Annotated in this window: 17 protein-coding genes; 11 read left to right on the top strand and 6 right to left on the bottom strand. The window is 71.9% G+C overall.

The window, feature by feature from the left end; all coding sequences use genetic code 11:
• Positions 1-181 precede the first annotated feature (181 nt).
• Positions 182-3,313, top strand: a complete 3,132-nt coding sequence (locus TSO221_RS22260; protein ID WP_109120716.1) for an efflux RND transporter permease subunit — start codon at positions 182-184, stop codon at positions 3,311-3,313.
• Between the two features lie 3 nt (positions 3,314-3,316).
• Here TSO221_RS22260 and TSO221_RS22255 read toward each other — a convergent pair whose 3' ends face one another.
• Complete coding sequence (locus TSO221_RS22255; RefSeq protein ID WP_109120715.1) at positions 3,317-3,496, bottom strand: hypothetical protein; 180 nt, start codon at positions 3,494-3,496, stop codon at positions 3,317-3,319.
• 397 nt (positions 3,497-3,893) lie between these two features.
• Here TSO221_RS22255 and TSO221_RS22250 point away from each other — a divergent pair, with 397 nt between their 5' ends.
• The 10 genes from TSO221_RS22250 to TSO221_RS22205 all read left to right on the top strand — a co-directional run bounded on the left by TSO221_RS22250 (position 3,894) and on the right by TSO221_RS22205 (position 15,214).
• Positions 3,894-4,445 carry a Uma2 family endonuclease gene (locus TSO221_RS22250; RefSeq protein WP_109120714.1) on the top strand — a complete coding sequence of 184 codons (552 nt, stop codon included), beginning with the start codon at positions 3,894-3,896 and terminating at the stop codon, positions 4,443-4,445.
• Between the two features lie 3 nt (positions 4,446-4,448).
• The gene (locus tag TSO221_RS22245) at positions 4,449-5,405 is read left to right on the top strand and encodes an MBL fold metallo-hydrolase (protein WP_109120713.1); all 957 of its coding nucleotides are present in this window, start codon (positions 4,449-4,451) and stop codon (positions 5,403-5,405) included.
• A gap of 44 nt (positions 5,406-5,449) precedes the next feature.
• Positions 5,450-5,944: a chemotaxis protein CheW gene (locus tag TSO221_RS22240; RefSeq protein WP_109120712.1), complete on the top strand. Its 495-nt coding sequence runs from the start codon at positions 5,450-5,452 to the stop codon at positions 5,942-5,944.
• Entirely contained in the window at positions 5,941-7,317 is a 1,377-nt protein-coding gene (locus tag TSO221_RS22235) for a CheR family methyltransferase (RefSeq protein ID WP_247878187.1), read from the top strand. Before TSO221_RS22240 ends, TSO221_RS22235 begins: the two co-directional genes overlap by 4 nt.
• Positions 7,314-7,892 (top strand): chemotaxis protein CheW, encoded by a 579-nt coding sequence (locus TSO221_RS22230; RefSeq protein WP_109120710.1) that lies wholly within the window; start codon positions 7,314-7,316, stop codon positions 7,890-7,892. The genes TSO221_RS22235 and TSO221_RS22230 overlap by 4 nt, the downstream gene beginning before the upstream one ends.
• Positions 7,889-9,565 carry a methyl-accepting chemotaxis protein gene (locus TSO221_RS22225; protein ID WP_109120709.1) on the top strand — a complete coding sequence of 559 codons (1,677 nt, stop codon included), beginning with the start codon at positions 7,889-7,891 and terminating at the stop codon, positions 9,563-9,565. Before TSO221_RS22230 ends, TSO221_RS22225 begins: the two co-directional genes overlap by 4 nt.
• A gap of 12 nt (positions 9,566-9,577) precedes the next feature.
• Positions 9,578-11,713 carry a response regulator gene (locus TSO221_RS22220; protein WP_109120708.1) on the top strand — a complete coding sequence of 712 codons (2,136 nt, stop codon included), beginning with the start codon at positions 9,578-9,580 and terminating at the stop codon, positions 11,711-11,713.
• The gene (locus TSO221_RS22215) at positions 11,710-12,786 is read left to right on the top strand and encodes a chemotaxis protein CheB (RefSeq protein WP_109120707.1); all 1,077 of its coding nucleotides are present in this window, start codon (positions 11,710-11,712) and stop codon (positions 12,784-12,786) included. The genes TSO221_RS22220 and TSO221_RS22215 overlap by 4 nt, the downstream gene beginning before the upstream one ends.
• Positions 12,786-13,571, top strand: a complete 786-nt coding sequence (locus tag TSO221_RS22210; RefSeq protein WP_247878186.1) for a response regulator — start codon at positions 12,786-12,788, stop codon at positions 13,569-13,571. The genes TSO221_RS22215 and TSO221_RS22210 overlap by 1 nt, the downstream gene beginning before the upstream one ends.
• 86 nt (positions 13,572-13,657) lie before the next feature.
• A complete protein-coding gene (locus tag TSO221_RS22205) occupies positions 13,658-15,214 on the top strand; it encodes a hybrid sensor histidine kinase/response regulator (protein ID WP_247878185.1) in 1,557 nt (518 codons plus the stop codon).
• Between the two features lie 7 nt (positions 15,215-15,221).
• Here the strand turns inward: TSO221_RS22205 and TSO221_RS22200 are convergent, their stop codons facing one another.
• The 5 genes from TSO221_RS22200 to kynB form a co-directional block, all read right to left on the bottom strand.
• On the bottom strand, positions 15,222-16,091 hold the full coding sequence (locus TSO221_RS22200) for a VOC family protein (RefSeq protein WP_109120705.1): 870 nt from the start codon (positions 16,089-16,091) through the stop codon (positions 15,222-15,224).
• A gap of 164 nt (positions 16,092-16,255) precedes the next feature.
• Positions 16,256-17,611, bottom strand: a complete 1,356-nt coding sequence (locus TSO221_RS22195; protein WP_109120704.1) for a TrpB-like pyridoxal phosphate-dependent enzyme — start codon at positions 17,609-17,611, stop codon at positions 16,256-16,258.
• Positions 17,612-17,847: 236 nt separating this feature from the next.
• Complete coding sequence (gene kynA, locus TSO221_RS22190; protein WP_109120703.1) at positions 17,848-18,681, bottom strand: tryptophan 2,3-dioxygenase; 834 nt, start codon at positions 18,679-18,681, stop codon at positions 17,848-17,850.
• A gap of 11 nt (positions 18,682-18,692) precedes the next feature.
• On the bottom strand, positions 18,693-19,919 hold the full coding sequence (gene kynU / locus TSO221_RS22185) for a kynureninase (protein WP_109120702.1): 1,227 nt from the start codon (positions 19,917-19,919) through the stop codon (positions 18,693-18,695).
• Entirely contained in the window at positions 19,916-20,569 is a 654-nt protein-coding gene (gene kynB, locus TSO221_RS22180) for an arylformamidase (RefSeq protein ID WP_199229576.1), read from the bottom strand. Before kynB ends, kynU begins: the two co-directional genes overlap by 4 nt.
• Between the last annotated feature and the right edge of the window lie 33 nt (positions 20,570-20,602).

Here is a 20,602-nt window from a genome sequence, read left to right as displayed (position 1 = left end):
CAGAAGCGTATGAAGCCCCTCTCCCTTGACGGGAGAGGGGTTGGGGAGAGGGTGGCGCCGGCGCATGCCGGCCGGAAACCCATCACCCGCCTGCCGGCGGCTCTCCCCCTCTCCCCCAACCCCTCTCCCGCGAGGGGAGAGGGGCTTTGAAGCGAACCGCAAGCAGGTCCAGGCCACCTCCATGCCCATCACCCGCATCAGCGTCGACAACCCGGTGTTCGCCACCATGCTGATGGTGGCGCTGATGGTGTTCGGCCTGTTCTCCTACCAGCGTCTGGGCGTCGATCAGTTCCCCGAGGTCGACTTCCCGCTGGTGGTGGTCTCCACCGAATACCCCGGCGCCAGCCCGGAATCGGTGGAGACCGACGTCTCCCGCCCGGTCGAGGAGGCGATCAACACCATCGCCGGCATCAAGACGCTGACCTCGCGCTCCTACGAGGGGCGCTCGGTGGTGATCGCCGAGTTCGACCTGAAGACCGCCTCCACCCAGGCGGTGCAGGATGTGCGCGAGAAGGTCTCGGCGCTGCGCCCGACCTTCCGCACCGAGGTGAAGGAGCCGCAGATCTCCCGCTTCAACCCGGACGACCAGCCCATCGTGTCGGTGGCGGTGAAGTCGGACATCCGGACGCTGCGCGACCTCACCACGCTGACCGACCAGATCATCCTGAAGCGCGTGCAGAACGTGCGCGGCGTCGGGCGCGCCACCATCGCCGGCGGCGTCAAGCGGCAGGTGCAGATCCGCCTGAAGCCGGAGCGGCTGGAGGCGCTGGACGTCGGCGTCGATGAGGTCGTGCGCGCCATCACCAACGAGAACCAGGACATCCCGGCCGGCACCGTCGAGGGCGAGGGACGCGAGCGCGTCGTCCAGGTCTCCAGCCGCTTCGCCACGCCGCAGCAGTTCCTCGATCTGATCGTCGCCCGGCGCGGCAACACGCCGGTGCGCCTGGGACAGGTGGCCGAGGTGATCGACGGCCAGGAGGAGCAGGACTCCGTCGCCCTGTTCAACGGCAAGCCGGCGTTGGCGGTGGACGTGGTGCGCGTGCAGGGTGCCAACACGGTGGAGGTCGCCAAGGGCCTGCAGAAGGCCGTGGCCGAGATGCGCCAGAGCGGCGCCGTGCCGCCGGACGTGGAGTTCGTGGTGGTGCGCGACACCGCGCGCGGCATCACCAACTCGCTGAACAACGTGCAGAAGACGCTGGTCGAGGGCGGCGTGCTGACGGTGCTGATCGTCATGCTGTTCCTGGGGTCCTGGCGCAGCACGGTGATCACCGGCCTGACGCTGCCGGTGGCGGTGCTCGGCACCTTCGCGGTGCTGCACTTCATGGGCTACACGCTGAACGTCATGACGCTGATGGCGCTGTCGCTGGCCATCGGCATCCTGATCGACGACGCCATCGTGGTGCGCGAGAACATCATGCGCCACCTGCACCGCGGCCAGACGCACCGGCAGGCGGCGCTTGACGGCACGGCGGAGATCGGGCTGGCGGTGCTGGCCACCACGCTGACCATCGTCGCGGTGTTCCTGCCCGTCGCCTTCATGGGCGGCATCATCGGCCGCTTCTTCCTGCAGTTCGGCGTCACCGTCTCGGCGGCGGTGCTGATCTCGCTGTTCGTCTCCTTCACGCTCGACCCCATGCTGTCGTCCGTGTGGTACGACCCGGCGGCGCACGGCAAGCACGGGCACGGGCCGTTCGGCCGCATCGCGCAGTGGTTCGAGCGCGCCTTCGAGAGCTTCGCCCAGGGCTACGGCCGGGTGCTGGCGTGGTCGCTGCGGCGGCGCTGGATCGTCATGGTCGCGGCGGCGGCGATCTTCTTCGGCAGCTTCACGCTGGTGCCGCTGATCGGCACCGAGTTCGTGCCGGCCGCCGACCTCGGCGAGACGGTGGTGGAGGTGGAGACGCCGGTCGGCTCGTCCCTCTCCTACACCACCGCCAAGGTCGAGCAGGCGGTCAAGGCGCTGCACGAGTTCCCGGAGATCGGCTACACCTACGCCACGGTGAACACCGGCGTCTCGGTGGGCAAGAACAAGGCGAGCGTCTATGTCCGCCTCGTGCCGATCGAGCAGCGCAAGCGCTCGCCCAACGACCTCGCCAAGCCGATCCGCGAGCGCCTCGCCGCCATCCCCGGCATCAGCATCAACATCGGCATTCCCGGCGTCGGCGGCGTGCAGAAGCAGATGCAGGTCTCGGTCCAGGGCCGCGACATCGCCGAGCTGGACCGCATTGCCGGCCAGATCACCGGCGCCATGAACCGCATCGCCGGCTACGTCGACATCGACAGCAGCCTGAAAGCCGCCAAGCCGACCCTGTCGGTGCAGTTGAACCGCGACCTCGCCAGCGACCTCGGCATCGGCACGGCGCAGGTGGCGTCCACGCTGCGGCCGCTGTTCGCCGGCGACAAGATCTCCACCTGGAAGGCGCCGGACGGCGAGACCTACGACGTGCACGTCCGCCTGCCGGAGCGTGCCCGCACCAACCGCGGCGACCTCGACCGCATCTACCTCGCCAGTTCGACCAAGGATGCCGACGGCAACCCGCGCATGGTGCCGCTGAGCCAGATCGCCGACGTGCAGACGACGCTCGGCGCCTCGCAGATCAACCGCCGCGACCTGGCGCGCGAGGTGCTGGTCAGCGCCAACGTGCAGGGCCGCCCGGCCGGCGACGCCGGCAAGGAACTGCAGGCGGCGCTGGCGCAGGTGCAGTTGCCGCACGGCTACCGCATCGTCTTCGGCGGCTCCACCAAGGACATCGCCGAGACGACGGGCTACGCGACGCAGGCGCTGAGCCTCGCGGTGATCCTGATCTATCTGATCCTCGCCTCGCAGTTCGGCAGCTTCCTGCAGCCCTTCGCCATCATGGCGTCGCTGCCGCTGTCGCTGGTCGGCGTGTTCCTCGGCCTGCTGGTCGCCGGCTCGACGCTGAACATCTTCAGCGCCATCGGCTTCATCATGCTGATGGGCCTGGTGACCAAGAACGCCATCCTGCTGGTCGACTTCTCCAACCAGGCGCGCGCCCGCGGCAAGGAGCTGCGCGAGGCGCTGGTCGAGGCCGGCATCATCCGCCTGCGCCCGATCGTCATGACCACGGCGGCGATGGTGTTCGGCATGCTGCCGCTGGCGCTCGGCATCGGCGAGGGCGCGCAGCAGCGCGCGCCCATGGCGCACGCGGTGATCGGCGGGCTGATCAGCTCGACCGTGCTGACGCTGCTGGTGGTGCCGGTGGTGCTGACGTTCCTCGACGGCATCTCCCGCCGCCTCAAGCGCTGGTTCGGGCGGAAGCGGCCGGACGCGGAGCGGATGGCGCCGGCGGAATAATCCTCAGTTCGGCCGTCGCCCCGCCTGCATCGCGCGCAGGTCCTCCTGGAGCATCGCCTGGAAGCGCCGCAGCGCGCTGCGCCGCTGCGGGTGGTCGGAACAGCCGGCGATCTCCCGATCGAGCATCGCCAGCATCGCGCGCGTCTCGTCCTCGGGCATCCGCCAACCGCACAGCGGTTTCATGGGCGGCCTCCGCCTGTTCATCGCTGGGACGCACCGACATACGCCCCCGAGGCGCGGCTGGAAAGCTCTCCAAAGGTCGAAGGGGCGGGTTCGCCGTTCGGCACCGCGTTGAATGCCAATCATCAGCCAAAAAAATTGGGCCGCCGAAGCGGCCCAAGTTTCAGGGAGGAAACAACGAAACGGGAGACGATACAGGAACCGTCTGAACATCATTACAGCCGAAGACCATTAATATCTGGTAAATGTCGCACCTATCCCGTCGATATACCGAAATCGAAAGTCGAATATCAAGAACCTGCAGCTCGAGCATTTCCACGCAACCTACGGCACCGAATGGGACTGGCGCGACGCACGGATAGTGATAACGTCACGACCACGACAGCCGCCGAGGAACCGCATGCCGCCCGACACCCTGCCCGCCACCACCGACTTCCTCGCCTGGGCGCGGCGCAGCGGCGGCCGGGCGGAGTTCGTGAACGGCACCGCGCAGCACCTGCCGGCCGGCTCGCTGGCGCACGACACCATCTGCGGCAACCTGTTCGCCGCGCTGCACGCCGGGGCCGACGGGATCGAGCGCCACGTCTTCCTGGGCGCGCTCGTGGAGGTGCCGGGCGTCGGCTATCTCAGCCCCGACCTCGTCTTCGGCACCTGGAGCCCGTCCGGCGACGAGGTCCACGTGCGCGGCCCGCAGCTCGTCGTCGAGGTCACCGCCCCCGACACCGCGGCGCGCGACCGCGGCTTCAAGTGGAAGGCGGTGCAGACGGTGGCGGCGCTGGAGCGCTACGTGCTGGTGGACGAGGCGGAATGGTCCGTCGAGGTGTTCGCCCGCGGCGCCGACGACGCGTGGCGCTACGAGCGGTTGACCGGGACGGAGGACGTGCTGAGCATTCCCTCCATCGGCTTCGCCATGCCGCTTGCCGCCGTGTACCGCGGCGTGTTCCGGGCCTGACGGATGCCGCGCTACCCGCTGTCCGACCACTGCGATGGCCGGCGCTTCCGCAACGTGCACGCCTCCACCGACAAGCGGTTCGCGGACGTGCTGCGCTTCTGGCGCTCCAAGGGCGAGTGGACGCCCTGGCCGGAGCGGGTGGACGACCCGCCCGCCCCGCCACCCGCCACGGCGCCGGACGGCCACGCCGCGCTGACCTTCGTCGGCCACGTCACCTTCCTGATCCGCCTCGGCGGCTGCACGCTGCTGACCGACCCTGTGTGGTCGCCGCACGCCGGCCCGTTCGGCCGGCTGGGCCCGAAGCGCACGCGGCCGCCCGCCCTGGCGTTCGAAAGGCTTCCGCCGCTCGACGCCGTGCTGGTCAGCCACGGCCATTACGACCACATGGACCTGCCGACCCTGAAGCGCCTGTCCGGCACGCCGGTGGTCGCCGGGCTGGGCAACAAGCCGTTCCTGGAGCGCCGCGGCGTCCGCCCGGTGCACGAGCTGGACTGGTGGCAATCGGTCGAGCTGGGCAGCGCCCGCATCACCTTCGTCCCGGCGCAGCACTGGTCGAGCCGCACGCTGTTCGACCGCAACACCACGCTGTGGGGCGGCTTCATCGTCGAAGCCGGCGGTGCGTGCGTCTATTTCTGCGGCGACGCCGGCTACAGCCCGCACTTCCGCGAGATCGCCGAACGCTTCCCGCGCATCGACGTCGCCCTGCTGCCGATCGGCGCCTATGAACCGCGCTGGTTCATGACGCCCCAGCACATGAACCCCGACGAGGCGGTGCGCGCCCACCGCGACCTCGGCGCCCGCACCAGCGTCGCCATGCATTTCGGCACCTTCCGCCTGACGCCGGAAGGCATCGCCGAGCCGGTCGCGGCGCTGGCCGGCGCCCGCACCGCGCACGGGGTGGGCGAGGCCGACTTCCGCATTCCCGCCTTCGGTGAAACGCTGGTGCTTGCCGCCGGTTGAGCGTTCGGCCCATGATGGGGCGCATCCGGGGGGAAAGCGGTTCCATGAGCGGTGTCCAGTTCGACGAGGGCGGGCGGTACGTCGTGTTCGGCCTGTCCGGCCGCACGCTGGCGCTGCCCGTCGCCGCGGTCGCCCGTTTCCTGCCGGTGCCGGCGCTGGAAGCGCCGCCGGCCCTGCCGCCGGTGGTGGCCGGGGTGTTCCGCTGGCACGGCCGGGTGGTACCGGTGCTGCGGCTCGACCGGCTGCTCGGCCTGGAAGAGTGCGCCATCGGGCTCTACACCCCCCTCCTGCTGCTGGAGCGCGACGACGGGCCGCTGGCACTGGCGGTGGGCCGCGTGCACGGTATCGCCGACGCGGAGCCGCAGGAGATCGCCGAGGACCTCAGCTTCGAGGGCTGCGCGCTGGCGGTGATCCGGCACGGCACGGGCACCGCCACGGTGCTCGACCCCAGCCGCCTGCTCACGCTGGCCGAGGAGCGCCGGCTGGAGGACTTCCGCACCCAGGCCACGGAAAGGCTCGCGCAATGGCAAACGCCGTGAGCGCGCGAACCCAGGCCGTGCTGGACGATCCCGCCTTCGCGATCGTGAAGGCGCAGGTGCTCCAGCGCACCGGGCTGGCCTACTACGCCGACAAGGACTCCGCACTCGCCGAGCGGCTCGCCCGCCGATTGGAGGAGCGCGGCGTGGCGCGGCTGAGCGAGTACCTGACGCTGCTCCCCGCGGCGGCGGAGTTCCAGGCGCTGGTCAACGAGCTGGCGGTCGGCGAGACCTTCTTCTTCCGCTACATCGAGCAGTTCGAGGCGCTGCGCGCCGTCGCCATTCCGGAATGCCTGCGCCGCAACCGCAACCGGCGGACGTTGCGGATCTGGAGCGCCGGCTGCGCCACCGGCCCCGAGGTCTACACGCTGGAGATCCTGCTGAAGCAGAACTTCGGCGCAGAGCTGGAGGGCTGGCAGGTGACGCTGCTCGGCACCGACCTCAACCGCGCCTTCCTCGACCAGGCGCGCCGGGCCAGCTACAGCCACTGGGCGGTGCGCGGCCTGCCGGAAGACACGCTGAACGCCTACTTCGTCCATCACCGGCAGAGCTGGCAGGTGCGGCCCGAGTACCGGGAATGGGCGACGTTCGAGGTGTTCAACCTCGTCGAGGGGCGGCTGCCCGACCCGGCCCGCGGACTGGCGGCGTTCGACATCGTGCTGTGCCGCAACGTGATGATCTACTTCGACGAGCCGACGCGCGCCCGGCTGCTGCGCGGCCTGCGCGACACGCTGGTGGACGGCGGCTGGCTGGTGGTCGGCCACGCCGAGACGGGGCCCGAGATCGGCGCCGTGTTGACGCCGGTCCCGGTGCCCGGCGCCACGCTGTACCGCAAGCCCGACCCGCTCTGCCGCGCCGCCGAACCGCCGCCCCTGCCGCCACTGGCCCAGCCCCTCCCCGCAGCGCGGCCGGAACCGCCGCGCACGCGCGCCGCGCTCAAATCCGCCGCCGAGCCCGCCGAGCCGCCACCGCGCACCGCTCCCACGCTCACCGACGTCGAGGAACTGGCGGAGCGCGGCGAGGCCGGTGCGGCGCTGGACGCCTGTCTGGAACTGGTCGAGCACGACCGCTTCAACGCCGCCGCGCACTTCCGCCTCGGCCAACTGGAGGACGAGGCCGGAGCCGGCGACCCGGTCGCCGCCTTCCGCCGGGCGCTCTACCTGGAGCCGGACTTCGCGCTCGCCGACTACCATCTGGCGCTGGCCTACTGGCGGCGCGGCAAGCTGGGGCCGGCGCAGCGGCACTTCCGCAACGCCCGCGACGGACTGGCGAAGCACACCGACGAGGAACTGGTGGCGCACGGCCGCGGCCTCACCGTCGGCGAGCTGCGCGGCATGATCGCGCTGTGGCTGTCCGGCGACGAGGCCCGCGGATGACCACAGCCCACCGCCGCATCGACTGGGACGAGGTTCGCGCCCGCCTCGCGCGCCAGCAGGCGGCGCTGGAGGATGCGTTCGCCGGCCGCGGCCCCTGGGCCGACGGGATGCTGCGCCGCCGCGCCATGCAGCTGGCCGGCGACGCCGACGACGGGCGGGCGGCCGACGCGATGACCGTGCTGGTCGCCCGCGGCGGCGCCGCCACCTACGCGCTCGAGGTGAAGCATCTGGCCCGCATCCTGCCGCTGCCGCGGGTGACGCCGGTACCGGGCGCGCCGCCGGAGTTGCTGGGGCTGATCGCCGCCGGCGGCCGGGTGATGCGCCTGTTCGACATCGACCGCCTGTGCGGCGGGGAGAGCGGCGCCGACACCGACGGCTTCGCCGTGACGCTGCGCGGCGGCGAGCGGCCCGCGGCGCTGCGGGTGGCAGCAGTGGAGGCGGTGCGGCCGCTGCCCGCGGCCGACCTGCGGCCGGTGGACGGCGGGCGACTGATAAGGGCGGTGACGGAGGAGCGCGTGGCGCTGCTCGACGTCGCCGCGGTTCTCGAACGGATCGGCGCGGCGGGGGAACGATGACGTTTTCGGTCAAGCACAAGCTGATGCTGGGGTTCGGCGCCGTCTGCGCGCTGGCGGCGGCGCTGGCGCTCTACCAGATGGACCGCTTCGCCATGGCCATGCGGGTGATGTCCGCGGTCGTCGTCAACGACGTCCGGGTCACCGACATGCTGCGCACCGTCACCGAACAGCAGGCCAACCTGCGCAGCGACCGCGAGACGGCGCTCAACACGGTGTCGCTGGCGCGGGCGCAGAACCGCACCGCCGACATCGGCGCCCAGCGCCTGCACTATCTGGAGGGCACGCGCCAGCTCCTCGATTCCATCGCCGAGATGAAAACCTTCACCGGCGAGCGCGCGGGCGGAGGCATCACCGACCGCCGCCGCGCCGCCTGGCAGGAGGCGGCGAACGCCGTCGGCGACCTCGACCGCGCTGCGCGCGCCATCGTCACCGAGGCGACGGTCACCTTCGATCTGCTGGAGCGCGGCCAGTGGGACGAGGCGCAGGCGCGCCGCCCGCGCCTGGACGAGTTGCGCCGCACCCTCGACGAACGGCTGGAGGCCATTGGCGCCATCATCCGCCGCCTCAATGAAACCGGGCGTGGCGAATTGGACAGCATCCACCAGGAGGTCACGGCCTCCTCGATCGCGGCGCTGGCGGGCATGGTGGTCCTGGCGCTGGTGATCGCCTACCTGATCGGCCGCTCGATCACCCGCCGGCTGAGCCTGGCCATCGACTTCGTCGGACGCGTCGGCGACGGCGACCTGACGCACAGCATCACCATGCCCGGCCGCGACGAGCTGACGGAACTCGGCCACCACCTCGGCGAGATGACGGCGCGTCTGCGCACGGTCGCCGGGACCACCCGCGGCACGGCCGAGAGCGTGCACGCCGCCACCGCGGAGATCCGCGCCTCCACCCAGCAGCAGGCGGCCAGCGTCGCCGAGCAGCTCGCCGCGGTCGAGGAGACCACGGCGACGCTCAGCGAGATCACGGAATCCGGCGCGCAGATCAACCGCCGCGCCCAGGACGTGGCGCGCGGCGCCCAGGCGGCTTCCACCGCGAGCGATTCCGGCCTGCGCGCGGTGTCCGACACCAACGAGGCGATGAACGCCATCCGCGACCAAGCGGAGGCGGTGGCCGAGAACATCGTGCTGCTGTCCGAGCGCACGCAGGCCATCGGCGAGATCATCGTGACGGTGAACGACATCGCCGAGCGCTCGCACCTGCTGGCGCTCAACGCCGCCATCGAGGCCGCGGCGGCCGGCGAGCACGGCCGGACCTTCGCCATCGTCGCCAACGAGATCAAGAGCCTCGCCGATCAGGCCAAGGAGGCGACGGCGCAGGTGCGCTCCAACCTCTCGGAGATCCAGCACGGCATCAACGCCTCGGTGATGCTGACCGAGGAGGCGGTGAAGCGCGTCGCCGCCGGCAAGCGGCAGACCGACGCCACCGAGGCGACCATCCGCGAGATGGCCGAGACCATCCAGGAGAGCGTCATCGCCTTCCAGCAGATCGTCGCCGGCACCAACCAGCAGCAGATCGGCCTGGAACAGGTGATCCAGGCGCTGCAGAACATCCGCGAGGCCAGCACCCAGACGGCGGCGGGGACCCGCCAGCTGGAAGGTGCGGCCGGCAACCTCAACGCGCTCGGCCAGGGGCTGGTCGACGCGGTGCGGAATTACCGGGTGTAGCCCCGACGCCCCATGACCGACATCCGCGAACGCCTGCTTGCCGCCTTCGACCTGGAGCACAAGGACCACCTCGCGGCCATCCGCGAGGCGCTGCGGGCGGCCGACGAGGGGCGCGGCGCCGGGATCGACATGGTGGAGATCCACCGCCGCGCGCACAGCCTGAAGGGCGCCGCCCGCGCCGTCGACCTGCCCGAGGTCGAGGCGCTGGCCCACCGCCTGGAATCGGTGTTCACCGCCGTGCAGAAGGGCGCCCTGCCCTTCGACGCGCGGGTGCACGTTCCCGTCCGCCGGGCGCTCGACGCCATCGAGGACTCCGTCGCCTGGGCGACCCGCGGCGGCCCGCCGGTGGACAGCGTCGACATCCTGGCCGATCTCGCCCGGCTGACCGGCGACGAGGCGGCTCCCGCTCCCGCCCTGCCCCCCGCAGCCGAGCCGGCGCCACGCCCCACCGCAACCGTCCGCACGCTGGTGCGCATCCGCGCCGAGGGGCTGGAGCGCCTGCTCGACACTGCGGCGGCACTGCTGCCCGAGGTGGAGGGCCAGGACCGCGTCGCCGACGAGCTGCGCGTGCTGCGCCGGGAGTGGGCCGGCATGGCGCAGGCGTGGCAGCGGCTGCGCCGCGGCCTCGACCGCGGCCTCGACAACGGGGGGGGGCGCGACGCCCACTTCACCGCCGCGCTGACCACCTTCGAGCGGCGGATGCGCGCCGCCGGCGCCGCGCTCGACGCCGCGCACCGCCACCACGATCGCGGCCTGTGGGCGCTGCGCCGTTGGGGCGGTGCGCTGCACGAGGACGTGCGGCGGCTGCGCATGGTGCCGGCGGAGACGCAGTTCGGCGGGCTCGGCCGGATGATCCGCGACCTCGGCCGCGGCCAGGGCAAGGACATCGAGGCGGACATCCGCGGCCTGGAGGTGGAGGCCGACCGTGCCGTGCTCCAGCGCCTCAAGGACCCGGTGATGCACCTCGCGCGCAACGCGGTGAACCACGGCATCGAGACGCCCGAGCAACGCATCGCGGCCGGCAAGCCGCCCGGCGGGCGCATCCTGGTCGAGGCGTCGGTGGCCGGCGGCCGGCTGCGGCTGCGCATCGAGGACGACGGCCGCGGCCTCGACCTTGCCGCCATCCGCCGCCGGGCGGCCGACGGCACGCCCGACGACCGCCTGCTGGACCTGGTGTTCGAGCCGGGCTTCTCCACCGCCGAGACGGTGACCGAGATCGCCGGGCGCGGCATGGGCCTGTCCATCGCCCGCCGCGAGGTGATCGGCCTGCAGGGCCAGCTCACCCTGTCGCCGCGGCCGGAGGGCGGCACCGTCATTCTGATCGAGGTGCCGCTCAGCCTGTCCGGCCAGCGTCTCGTCTTCGTCGAGGCCGGCGGGCAGGTGATGGCGCTGCCGGCCGCCGACGTGGTGCGCCTGCACCGCGCCGACGCGGCGGCGCTCGGCTCCCTGGAAGGCCGGCCGGTGGTGCGGATCGACGGGGAGGACGTGCTGGTCTCCAGCCTCGCGGCGCTGCTCGGCCTGCAGCCGCCCGCCGGTGTGCGGGAGCACGTGCAGCTCGCCGTGGTGCGCAGCGGCGAGCGGCGCACCGCGCTGGCGGTGGATGCGCTGGTCGCCACCCGCGACGCGGTGGTCGCCTCGGCCGAGGAGGCCGGGCTGGACCCGGCGCGCTTCATCGGCACGGTGCTGCTCGACGACGGCTCGCCCGCGCTGGTGCTCAACGCCGCGTCGCTGGGCGCTGCGGAGCCGGTGGCGCTGCCCGCCGTCGCCGCGGCGCGGCCGGCCGTCAAGCCGTGCATCCTGGTGGTGGACGACAGCATCACCACACGGACCCTGGAAAAGAGCATACTGGAGGCCCACGGTTACCACGTGGTGCTGTGCGTGGACGGGCGCGAGGCGCTGGAACGTCTGGGCACGCTCAAGGTTGACCTCGTGGTCAGCGACGTGGAGATGCCGCGCATGGACGGGTTCGCGCTGGTACAGGCGGTGAAGACCGACCCGCGGCTGGCCGACATCCCGGTCATCCTCGTCACCTCGCGCGGCAGCGACGAGGACCGCGAGCGCGGCATGCGCCTCGGCGCCGACGCCTACATCGTCAAGTCGCGCTTCGACCAGGACGACCTGCTGGAAAGGATCCGCCGGCTGCTATGACCCCGCCGAGCAAGGTGAAGGTGCTGATCGTCGAGGACTCGCCGGTGGTCCAGCAGTTGCTGGCGCACATCGTCGGCGGGGATCCGCGCCTGGAGGTGGCCGGCGTCGCCTCCACTGGCGAGGAGGCGTTGCGCGTGGTCGAGCGCGCCAGGCCCGATGTCGTGTCGCTCGACATCCGGCTGCCGGGTATCGACGGGTTCGAGGTGACCAAGCGCCTGATGCGCCAGCACCCGGTGCCCATCGTGGTGGTCGCCGCCGACGTGAACGACCTGAACATCCCCATGCGGGCACTCCAGGCCGGCGCGCTGGCGGTGGTGGAGAAGCCGGTGGGCTTCGGCCGTGCCGACTACCAGGCGGTCGCCCGCCACCTGTGCACGCAGCTGCACGGCATGAGCCAGGTCAAGGTGATTCGCCAGCGCGCCGAGCGCTTCGCGGTCCGCCCCCGCATCGGCGCCCCCACCCCCTGCGCCGCCGCCCCGGCGCGGCCGCCGGGCGGGCGCTACACGGCGCTCGGGCTGGTGGCCTCCACCGGCGGGCCGCCGGCGCTGGTCAAGGTGCTGTCCGGCCTGCCCAAGGCGTTCCCGCTGCCGATCTTCCTCGTCCAGCACATCGGCGCGCCCTTCGTCGCCGGCTTCGCGCAATGGCTGGAGACCGTGTGCCCGTTCCCGGTGGAACTGGGGCGTACCGGCGCCCGCCCGCTGCCCGGCCGGGTCTACGTGGCCCCGGGCGACGCGCACATGACGGTGGAGCACGGCGCCATCCGGCTGGCCGGCGACGCCCCGGTGTGCGGCCAGCGGCCGTCCGGCGACGTGCTGTTCAGCTCGCTGGCGACGGCGTACGGTGTGGGGGCGATGGGCGTGCTGCTCACCGGCATGGGCGAGGACGGCGCGCGCGGATTGCTAGACATGCGGCGCGCCGGCTCCTACACCATCGCCGAACACGCGTCGACCGCGGTGATCCACTCCATGCCGGGCACCGCTGTCCGCCTGGGCGCGGCGGTGGAGGAGTTGCCGCTGCCGCAGGTGGCGCCGCGCCTGGTGGCGCTGACGTTGCAGCAGATGGAGGGGGTGTGATGCCGGCCAAGGTCCTGGTCGTCATCGGGTCGCAGACGCAGGGTCTGCTCTTCAAGCACCTGCTGGAGCAGCAGGGACTGGAGGCGGAGTGCGCGGATGGCGTGCCCGCGGCGCGGGCGGCGCTGGCCGGCGGGCGCCCCGCGGCGCTGCTGGTCGATTCCTCCTCGCTCGGCGCCGACGGGGTGGCCGAGCTGCACGGCGAGGTCGACGGCACCCCCATGCTGGTTCTGGGCAGCGCCCCGCTGCCGGCGTTGGCCGGCGTGCAGCGCGCCGACGGCGGCGATCCGGCGGCGGCGGCGGCGGTCCTGGCCAAACTGCTCGCGGCCGCGCCGGCCGACGCCTCCTCACCGGCCGACATCCTGCGCCGCGGCCGGATCCTTGTGGTGGACGACAGCGTCACCTACCGCGAGTTCCTGCGCCTGGAGCTGGAAGCCGAGGGCTGCCGCGTGCTGATCGCCCGCAACGCCGAGGAGGCGGAGGCGGCGCTGAACGACGGCGGATTCGACTGCGTGCTGCTCGACCTCGTGATGCCGGGGACCAGCGGCGTGCAACTGTGCCGGCGCTTCGACCAGTACCGCCGCGATCACACGGCGCTGTTCCCGATCCTGATGCTGACCAGCCAGGAAACCGACGAGCAGCTGATCGCCTGCCTGGAGGCCGGCGCCGACGACTTCATCGGCAAGTCGCGGCCCATGGAAATCCTCAAGGCGAAGATGATGGCCCTGCTGCGCGGCAAGTTCTTCGTGGAGGACCGTTTGTCGGGCACGACTACGACCAACAGGTGATTCATACCGCTTTCGAGTGATTCCGCGACGACGCCACGCTCCGGTACGGTCATGGCTGCGCCCGGCACCAACGTGGAGACTCCTTCGTGACCGCCCAGCACCCCGTCGCCCCGTCGCACGGGACCGACGCGCCGATGCCGGCCAGCCTGGAGACGGCACGGCGGATCTGCCGCGCCGCCGGCGTGCCGGCGTTGCTGGTCGATTCGTCGCTGGCGATCGTCTGCGCGAACGCCGCGCTGGGTGCCCTTCTCGGCCGCCGCCCCACGGCCGGAGACCCGGCGCGGGCGGCGCTGCGCGACGCCGGCCCGGCGTTCGAGGCGGTGGCCGGCGCGCTGCTGGCGCAGGGCGGCCGGGCGCCCGACGCCGGCGTCCCGGTGGAGCTGCCGCTGCCCGACGGGCAGGCGCCGCTGCGGCTGCGCGCCATTCTCCTCGTCGAGCACGGGCGCGCCTGCGGCGTGCTGGCGCTCGGCGACGGCACCGCGCTGCGCGCCGCCGAGGACCTGCGCAGCGAGATCGAGCGCGCCGCCGCCGCCAAGTCGCGCTTCCTCGCCTCGGCCAGCCACGACCTGCGCCAGCCGTTCCAGGCCATGCGGCTGTTCCTGGAAGTGCTGCAGATGCAGATCACCGACGACAAGGCGCGGCAGACCGCCGGGCTGCTCGGCAACGCCATGGCGGCGGGCGAGAAGCTGCTGAATGCGCTGCTCGACATCTCCACCCTCGACGCCGGCACGGTGAAGGCCAACCCGCAGGTGTTCGACCTGGGGGATCTGCTGGCCGACCTCGCCGGGGAATTCCGCCCGCAGGCCGAGGAGAAGGGGCTGACGCTGCGCGCGCGGCTGTTCCCGGCGCAGGTGCGCAACGACCCGGTGCTGCTGGAGCGCATCGTCCGCAACCTCGTCTCCAACGCCATCCGCTACACCCGGCGCGGCAAGGTGCTGCTCGCCATGCGGCGGCGCGCGGGCAAGGTGCGGATCGAGGTGTGGGACACCGGCTTCGGCATTCCCGACGCGCAGACCGAGGCGATCTTCGACGAGTTCCACCAGCTGGAGAACCCGGCCCGCGACCCCAACCGCGGCCTCGGCCTCGGGCTGGCGATCGTGCGGCGCCTGTCGGCGCTGCTGAAGGCGCCGGTGGAGGTGCACTCGCGCGTCGGCCGCGGCTCGGTGTTCACGGTGATGCTGGAACCGACCGACCAGCCCCAGCCCACCCGGACGGAAGAGCCGGCGGGCCACGCCGCCGGTCCACTGGCCGGAACGACGGTGCTGGCGGTGGACGACGATTCCATGGTGCTGACAGGGTTGCAGCTCAGCCTGGAGGGGTGGGGCTGCACGGTGGTCTCGGCCGGCGACATCCGCGAGGTGTTCGTGCGCCTCGACCAGCTCGACGGCCCGCCGGACGTGATCCTCACCGACCTGCGCCTGCCCAACAAGGTCACCGGGTTCGACGTGATCGACCGCGTCCGCAAGATCTACGGCCGCGAGATCCCGGCGATCGTGCTGACCGGCGAGACCGGACAGGCCGAACTCGCCGAAGGCCAGCGCCGCCATTGCGCCTTCCTGCACAAGCCGCTGCACCCCATGGAGCTGAAGCGCGTGCTGAGCCAGGTGACGGCGTCCTGCGCCCCGGCGCGGCTGGCGGAGTAGAGGTCCCCTATCCCGGCAGCACCCGCGCCAGATCGAAGGTCTCGGCAAAGGCGATGGCCGCGCCGTGCGTGTGACGCGAGGCGACCCGCAGCACGCCCTCGCCGGCGATGGTGGGGAGCTTGCTCTTCTGCAGGACCTGCTGCGCCGCGTAGAAGTCCTTCACCTTGACCGCAAAGCCGGCGAAGCACGGGCGCGGCGCCGACAGCACCGGGTCGTCGGCCCACAAATGGGTCAGCGCCGCCGGCGGCGCCACGACGATCGGCGCACCGCCCGTCTGCACCACGCGGATCACGCCGCGCGGCTCGACGCGCGTGCCGAACAGGGTGGCGTAGGGGCCGGCCACCGCCTCCGGGTCGTCGGCGGCGACGATCAGCGCGGCCAGCGCGGTGGCGCCGTTCTCGTGCGTCAGGTACTCGGACCGCCAGACCACGTCGCGGGTGTGGTGCTGGCACAGGAACATCCGCCCGCCGGGCGTCGCCGCGGGCGCCACCTGGGTGATGGTGAAGCGGGCGTCGCGCCGGCCCTCCGGCAGATCGACGGGGCGGCCGAAGTCCACCGCCTCGCCGCCCGACAGGCCGGCGGCGGCCAGCTCCGCCTGCGCGCTGCGGGCATCGGCGGTCTTCAGCGCGGCGGCGGCGAGGCCCTCGCGGGTCTTCAGGAACTCCGACCACGCGGCGGTGGCCGGGCTCGGCTCCTCGATGGCGAGCAGCTCCACGTAGTCGTCGGCGAACATGATGGTGTGGTTGGCCGACTTCAGCTCGGTGTGGCGGCCGCGCGCCGTCAGCGTGAAGCCGAGCCGGGCGTACGCCTCGCGCGCCTTGTCCAGGTCGCGCACCGCGATCACCAAGTGGTCGATGCCGTCGATGCCGTGGGGCATGTCTCAAATTCCTCATCATACCCTCCCCCAGCCCCGCTGGGGGAGGAAGGGGCCCCATGCTACGCATGGGGAAGGTGGGGGCAAGGTCTTTCCGCGAAGCCGCCGCCCCCACCCTTCCCATTTCATGGGCCCCTTCCCTCCCCCTGCCCGGCAGGGGGAGGGATTCAGACCTCCGGCAGGTGCTCCAGCGCGTCCTTCAGCGCCGCCTCGTCGTACGGCACGTCCTGCAGCTTGCCGGCGAAGTAATCGGTGTAGGCCTGCATGTCGAAGTGGCCGTGGCCGGAGAGGTTGAACAGGATGGTCTCCGCCCTGCCCTCGGCCTTGCAGCGCAGCGCCTCGTCGATGGCGGCCTTGACGGCGTGCGAGGATTCCGGCGCCGGCACGATGCCCTCGTTGCGGGCGAAGGCCACCGCCGCCTCGAAGCACGTCGTCTGCGGGTAGGCGCGCGCCTCGATCAGGCCCAGCTCCATGACGTGGCTGACCATCGGCGCCATGCCGTGGTAGCGCAGGCCGCCGGCGTGGAAGCCCGGCGGCATGAAGGTCGAGCCCAGCGTGTGCATCTTCACCAGCGGCGTCAGGTGCCCGGTGTCGCCGAAGTCGTAGGCGTAGACGCCCTTGGTCAGCGTCGGGCAGGACGCCGGCTCGACCGCCACGACGCGGATGTTGCGGCCCTTCAGCTTCTCGCGGATGTAGGGGAAGGCAAGGCCGGCGAAGTTGGAGCCGCCGCCGGTGCAGCCGATGACGACGTCCGGCTCGTCGCCGGCCATCTCCATCTGCATCATCGCCTCCTCGCCGATGATGGTCTGGTGCAGCAGGACGTGGTTCAGCACGCTGCCCAGCGCGTACTTGGTGTCGTCACGGGCGACCGCGCGCTCCACCGCCTCGGAGATGGCGATGCCGAGCGAGCCCGTGCTGTCCGGAGTCTTCGCCAGGATGGCGCGGCCGGATTCGGTCATGTCCGACGGGCTGGCGATGCAGGTGGCGCCGTAGGTCTCCATCAGCGCGCGGCGGTAGGGCTTCTGCTGGTAGGAGACCTTCACCATGAAGACCTCGACCTCCAGCCCGAACAGCGATCCCGCGAACGCCAGCGAGCAGCCCCACTGCCCCGCCCCGGTCTCGGTGGTCAGGCGCTTGACGCCCTCCTGCTGGTTGTAGAAGGCCTGCGGGACGGAGGTGTTCGGCTTGTGGCTGCCGGCCGGGCTGACGCCCTCGTACTTGAAGTAGAGCTTGGCCGGCGTGCCCAGCGCCTTCTCCAGCCGGCGCGCGCGCACCAGCGGGCTGGGGCGCCACAGGCGGTAGACGTCCTGCACCGGCTCGGGGATGTCGATCCAGCGCTCGGTCGACACCTCCTGCTGGATCACCGCCATCGGGAAGATCGGCGCCAGATCGTCGGGACCGATGGGCTGGCCGGTCGCCGGGTGCAGCGGCGGCGGCAGCGGAACCGGCAGGTCCGCCGCAAGGTTGTACCACGCCCTGGGCATCCGATCCTCGCCCAGCAGATACTTGGTGCTTTCCGTCATGGCTGTTTTTCCTCCTGTGGCCGCTCTGCCGGCGGCGGTGGGAGGTTTGTATATCAGCAATGTCTGTTCGCGGAAGAGGCTTGCCCACGACGATCCGGAGCCCTCGGCCAGCGAATGGAACGCTGTGGAACACCATGGAACATTGTGCGGGGCCTGTTCAGTTCACACGCCGGATCGGCCGGCTCGAAAGGAAAATCATCCTAATACAGCCTCCCCGGCCGGTCAAGCGCCGCCGCTCACAAGTGCGTCCGCACGTCCCACAGTTCCGGGAACAGGCGGATCTCCAGCATCTTCCTGAGGTAGGAGACGCCGGCCGTCCCGCCGGTGCCGGTCTTGTGGCCGATGACGCGCTCCACCGTGGTGACGTGGCGGAAGCGCCACTGGCGAAAGTTGTCCTCCAGGTCGACCAGCTTCTCGGCCAGCTCGTACAGGCTCCAGTGGTGGTCGGGGTCACGGTAGACCGCCAGCCACGCCTTCAGCACGCTGTCGTTGGCCTGATAGGGCTGAGACCAGTCGCGCTCGACGCACGCGGCGTCCACCGGCAGCCCGGCGCGGGCCAGCGCGCGGATCGCCTCATCGTACAGGCTGGGGGAGTTGAGCGCGCGGTCCAGCAGGCCGGCGAGGTCCTCGCGGTGGCGGTGCGGCTGCACCAGGGCGGCGTTCTTGTTGCCCAGCGTGAACTCGATGGTGCGGTACTGGTAGGACTGGAAGCCGGACGCCTTGCCGAGGCTGTCGCGGAACGCCGTGTACTCGCTGGGCGTCAGGGTGGACAGCACGTCCCACGCCTGGATCAGCTGGTTCATCACCCGCGCCACCCGCGCCAGCATCTTGAACGCCGGCCCCAGGTCGCCGCCGGCGATGTGCGCCTTGGCGGCGCCCAGCTCGTGCAGGATGAGCTTCATCCACAGCTCGGTGGTCTGGTGCTGGATGATGAACAGCAGCTCGTTGTGGTTGTCCGACAGCGGCATCTGCGAATGCAGCAGCCGGTCCAGGCCGAGATAGTCGCCGTAGCTCATGTCCCGGCTGAAGTCGAGGTGGGCGCCGTGGTGCTGGTTGGTCTCGTCGGGCATGGCGTGTCTCCTCACGTCACCGCGGCGCGGCGGTGGAACTCGGGCCGATCCCAGGCCCTGGTGGTCAGGATGTCCTTCAGGATGCGCACGGCGTCCCGGACGTCGGCGTAGCGCAGGTAGAGCGGCGCGAAGCCGAAGCGCATGATGTCCGGCGCGCGGAAGTCGCCGATCACGCCGCGGGCGATCAGCGCCTGCATCGCCGCGTAGCCCTGGGGGTGCGCCACGGAGACCTGGCTGCCGCAGCGCTCCGGGTCCTCCGGCCCGACCGGCGTCAGGCCGAAGCCGGCGCACTCCCGCGCCAGCAGGTCGCGGAACAGCCGGGTCAGGCCGAGGCTCTTGCGGCGCACCTCGGCCATGTCGACCGCCAGCAGTTCGTCCACGCCGGCCTCCAGCGCCGCCAGCGCCAGCACGGCCGGCGTGCCGCACAGCGCGCGGCGGATGCCCGGCGCCGGCTCGTACGCAGTGCCGAAGGCGAAGGGTGCCGCGTGCCCCATCCAGCCGGTCAGCGGCTGACGGAACGCCGCGTGGTGGCGCGCAGCGACGTAGAGGAAGGCCGGCGCGCCCGGCCCGCCGTTCAGGTACTTGTAGCCGCAGCCCACCGCGAGGTCGGCGCCGCAGCCGTCGAGATCCACCGGCAGCGCCCCGGCGCTGTGCGCGAGGTCCCACAGCATCAGCGCCCCGGCATCCTGCGCGGCGCGGGTCACCGCAGCCATGTCGTGCATGGCGCCGGCGCGGTAGTCGACATGGGTCAGCATCACCACGGCGGTGTGCCCGTCGATGGCCGGGAGAATCCCGTCGCGCTCGACCATGCGCAGTTCGACGTCCGCAAAATCCGCCAGCCCCTGCACGATGTAGAGGTCGGTCGGGAAGTTGCCGCGCTCCGACAGCACGACGCGCCGCTCCGGCCGCATGCGCATCGCCGCGGCGAGCGCCTTGAACAGGTTGACCGAGGTGGAATCGGCCACCACCACTTGGCCCGGCGCGGCGCCGACCAGCCGGCCGATCTTGTCGCCGACGCGCTGCGGCAGGTCGATCCAGCCGGCTGTGTTCCAGGAACGGATCAGGCCCTTGCCCCACTCCGCGCGCACCACGCGTTCGACATGGCCCGGCGTCGCCCGGGGCAGCGCGCCCAGCGAGTTGCCGTCCAGGTAGATCACGCCGTCCGGCAGATCGAACCGTTCCCGCCGCCCGGCCAGCGGGTCGGCGGCGTCGAGGGCCGCCACCTCGTCCCGCGTCATCGCGGCAGCTCCCGCAGCACGGCGCGCACCGGCGCGGCGTCCAGGGCGGCGAGCTTCAGCGGCAGCGCGATCAGCTCGTAGTCGCCCGGCTCCACCCCGTCGAGCACCAGCCCCTCCAGGATGGCGAGGCCGTGAACGCGCACGCGGCTGTGCGCGTCCATGGTCTTGGAGGTCTGCGGGTCGAGCGACGGCGTGTCGATGCCGATCAGCCGCACGCCGTGCGCCGCCAGCAGGTCCACCGCGTCGGGCTGCACCGCCGTGAAGTCCTCGTCCCAGCGCTCCACCGGGTTGCGGGTGTAGGTCTTGAGGATCACCCGCGGCGGCGCGCCGTCCAGCCTGCCCGCCAGCGCGTCCACCGGCACCCGCGCCTCGCAGCCGCGCACGTCCACCACCCGGCAGCGGCCGAGATAGACCGACAGGTCCAGGTCGCCCACCGGCCGTCCCTCGGCGGCGTAGTGCAGCGGCGCGTCGGCGTGCGCGCCGGTGTGGGTGGACAGCGTGACGCGCGAGACGTTGACCGGGCACCCCGGGCCGAGCACCCAGGTCCGCACCTCCTCGTACGCGGTGTCGCCGGGCCACACCGGGATGCCGGGCCGCAAGGCCGGGCTGATGTCCCAGATGCGCAGCCCGGTGTCGTCTGTGGTCTGCACGCGCTCGTCCTCCTCCCGCCTTTCGACTCTATG

Source organism: Azospirillum sp. TSO22-1 (assembly GCF_003116015.1).
Classification (GTDB): Bacteria; Pseudomonadota; Alphaproteobacteria; order Azospirillales; family Azospirillaceae; genus Azospirillum.
This window is presented reverse-complemented; position numbering and strand designations above follow the sequence as displayed.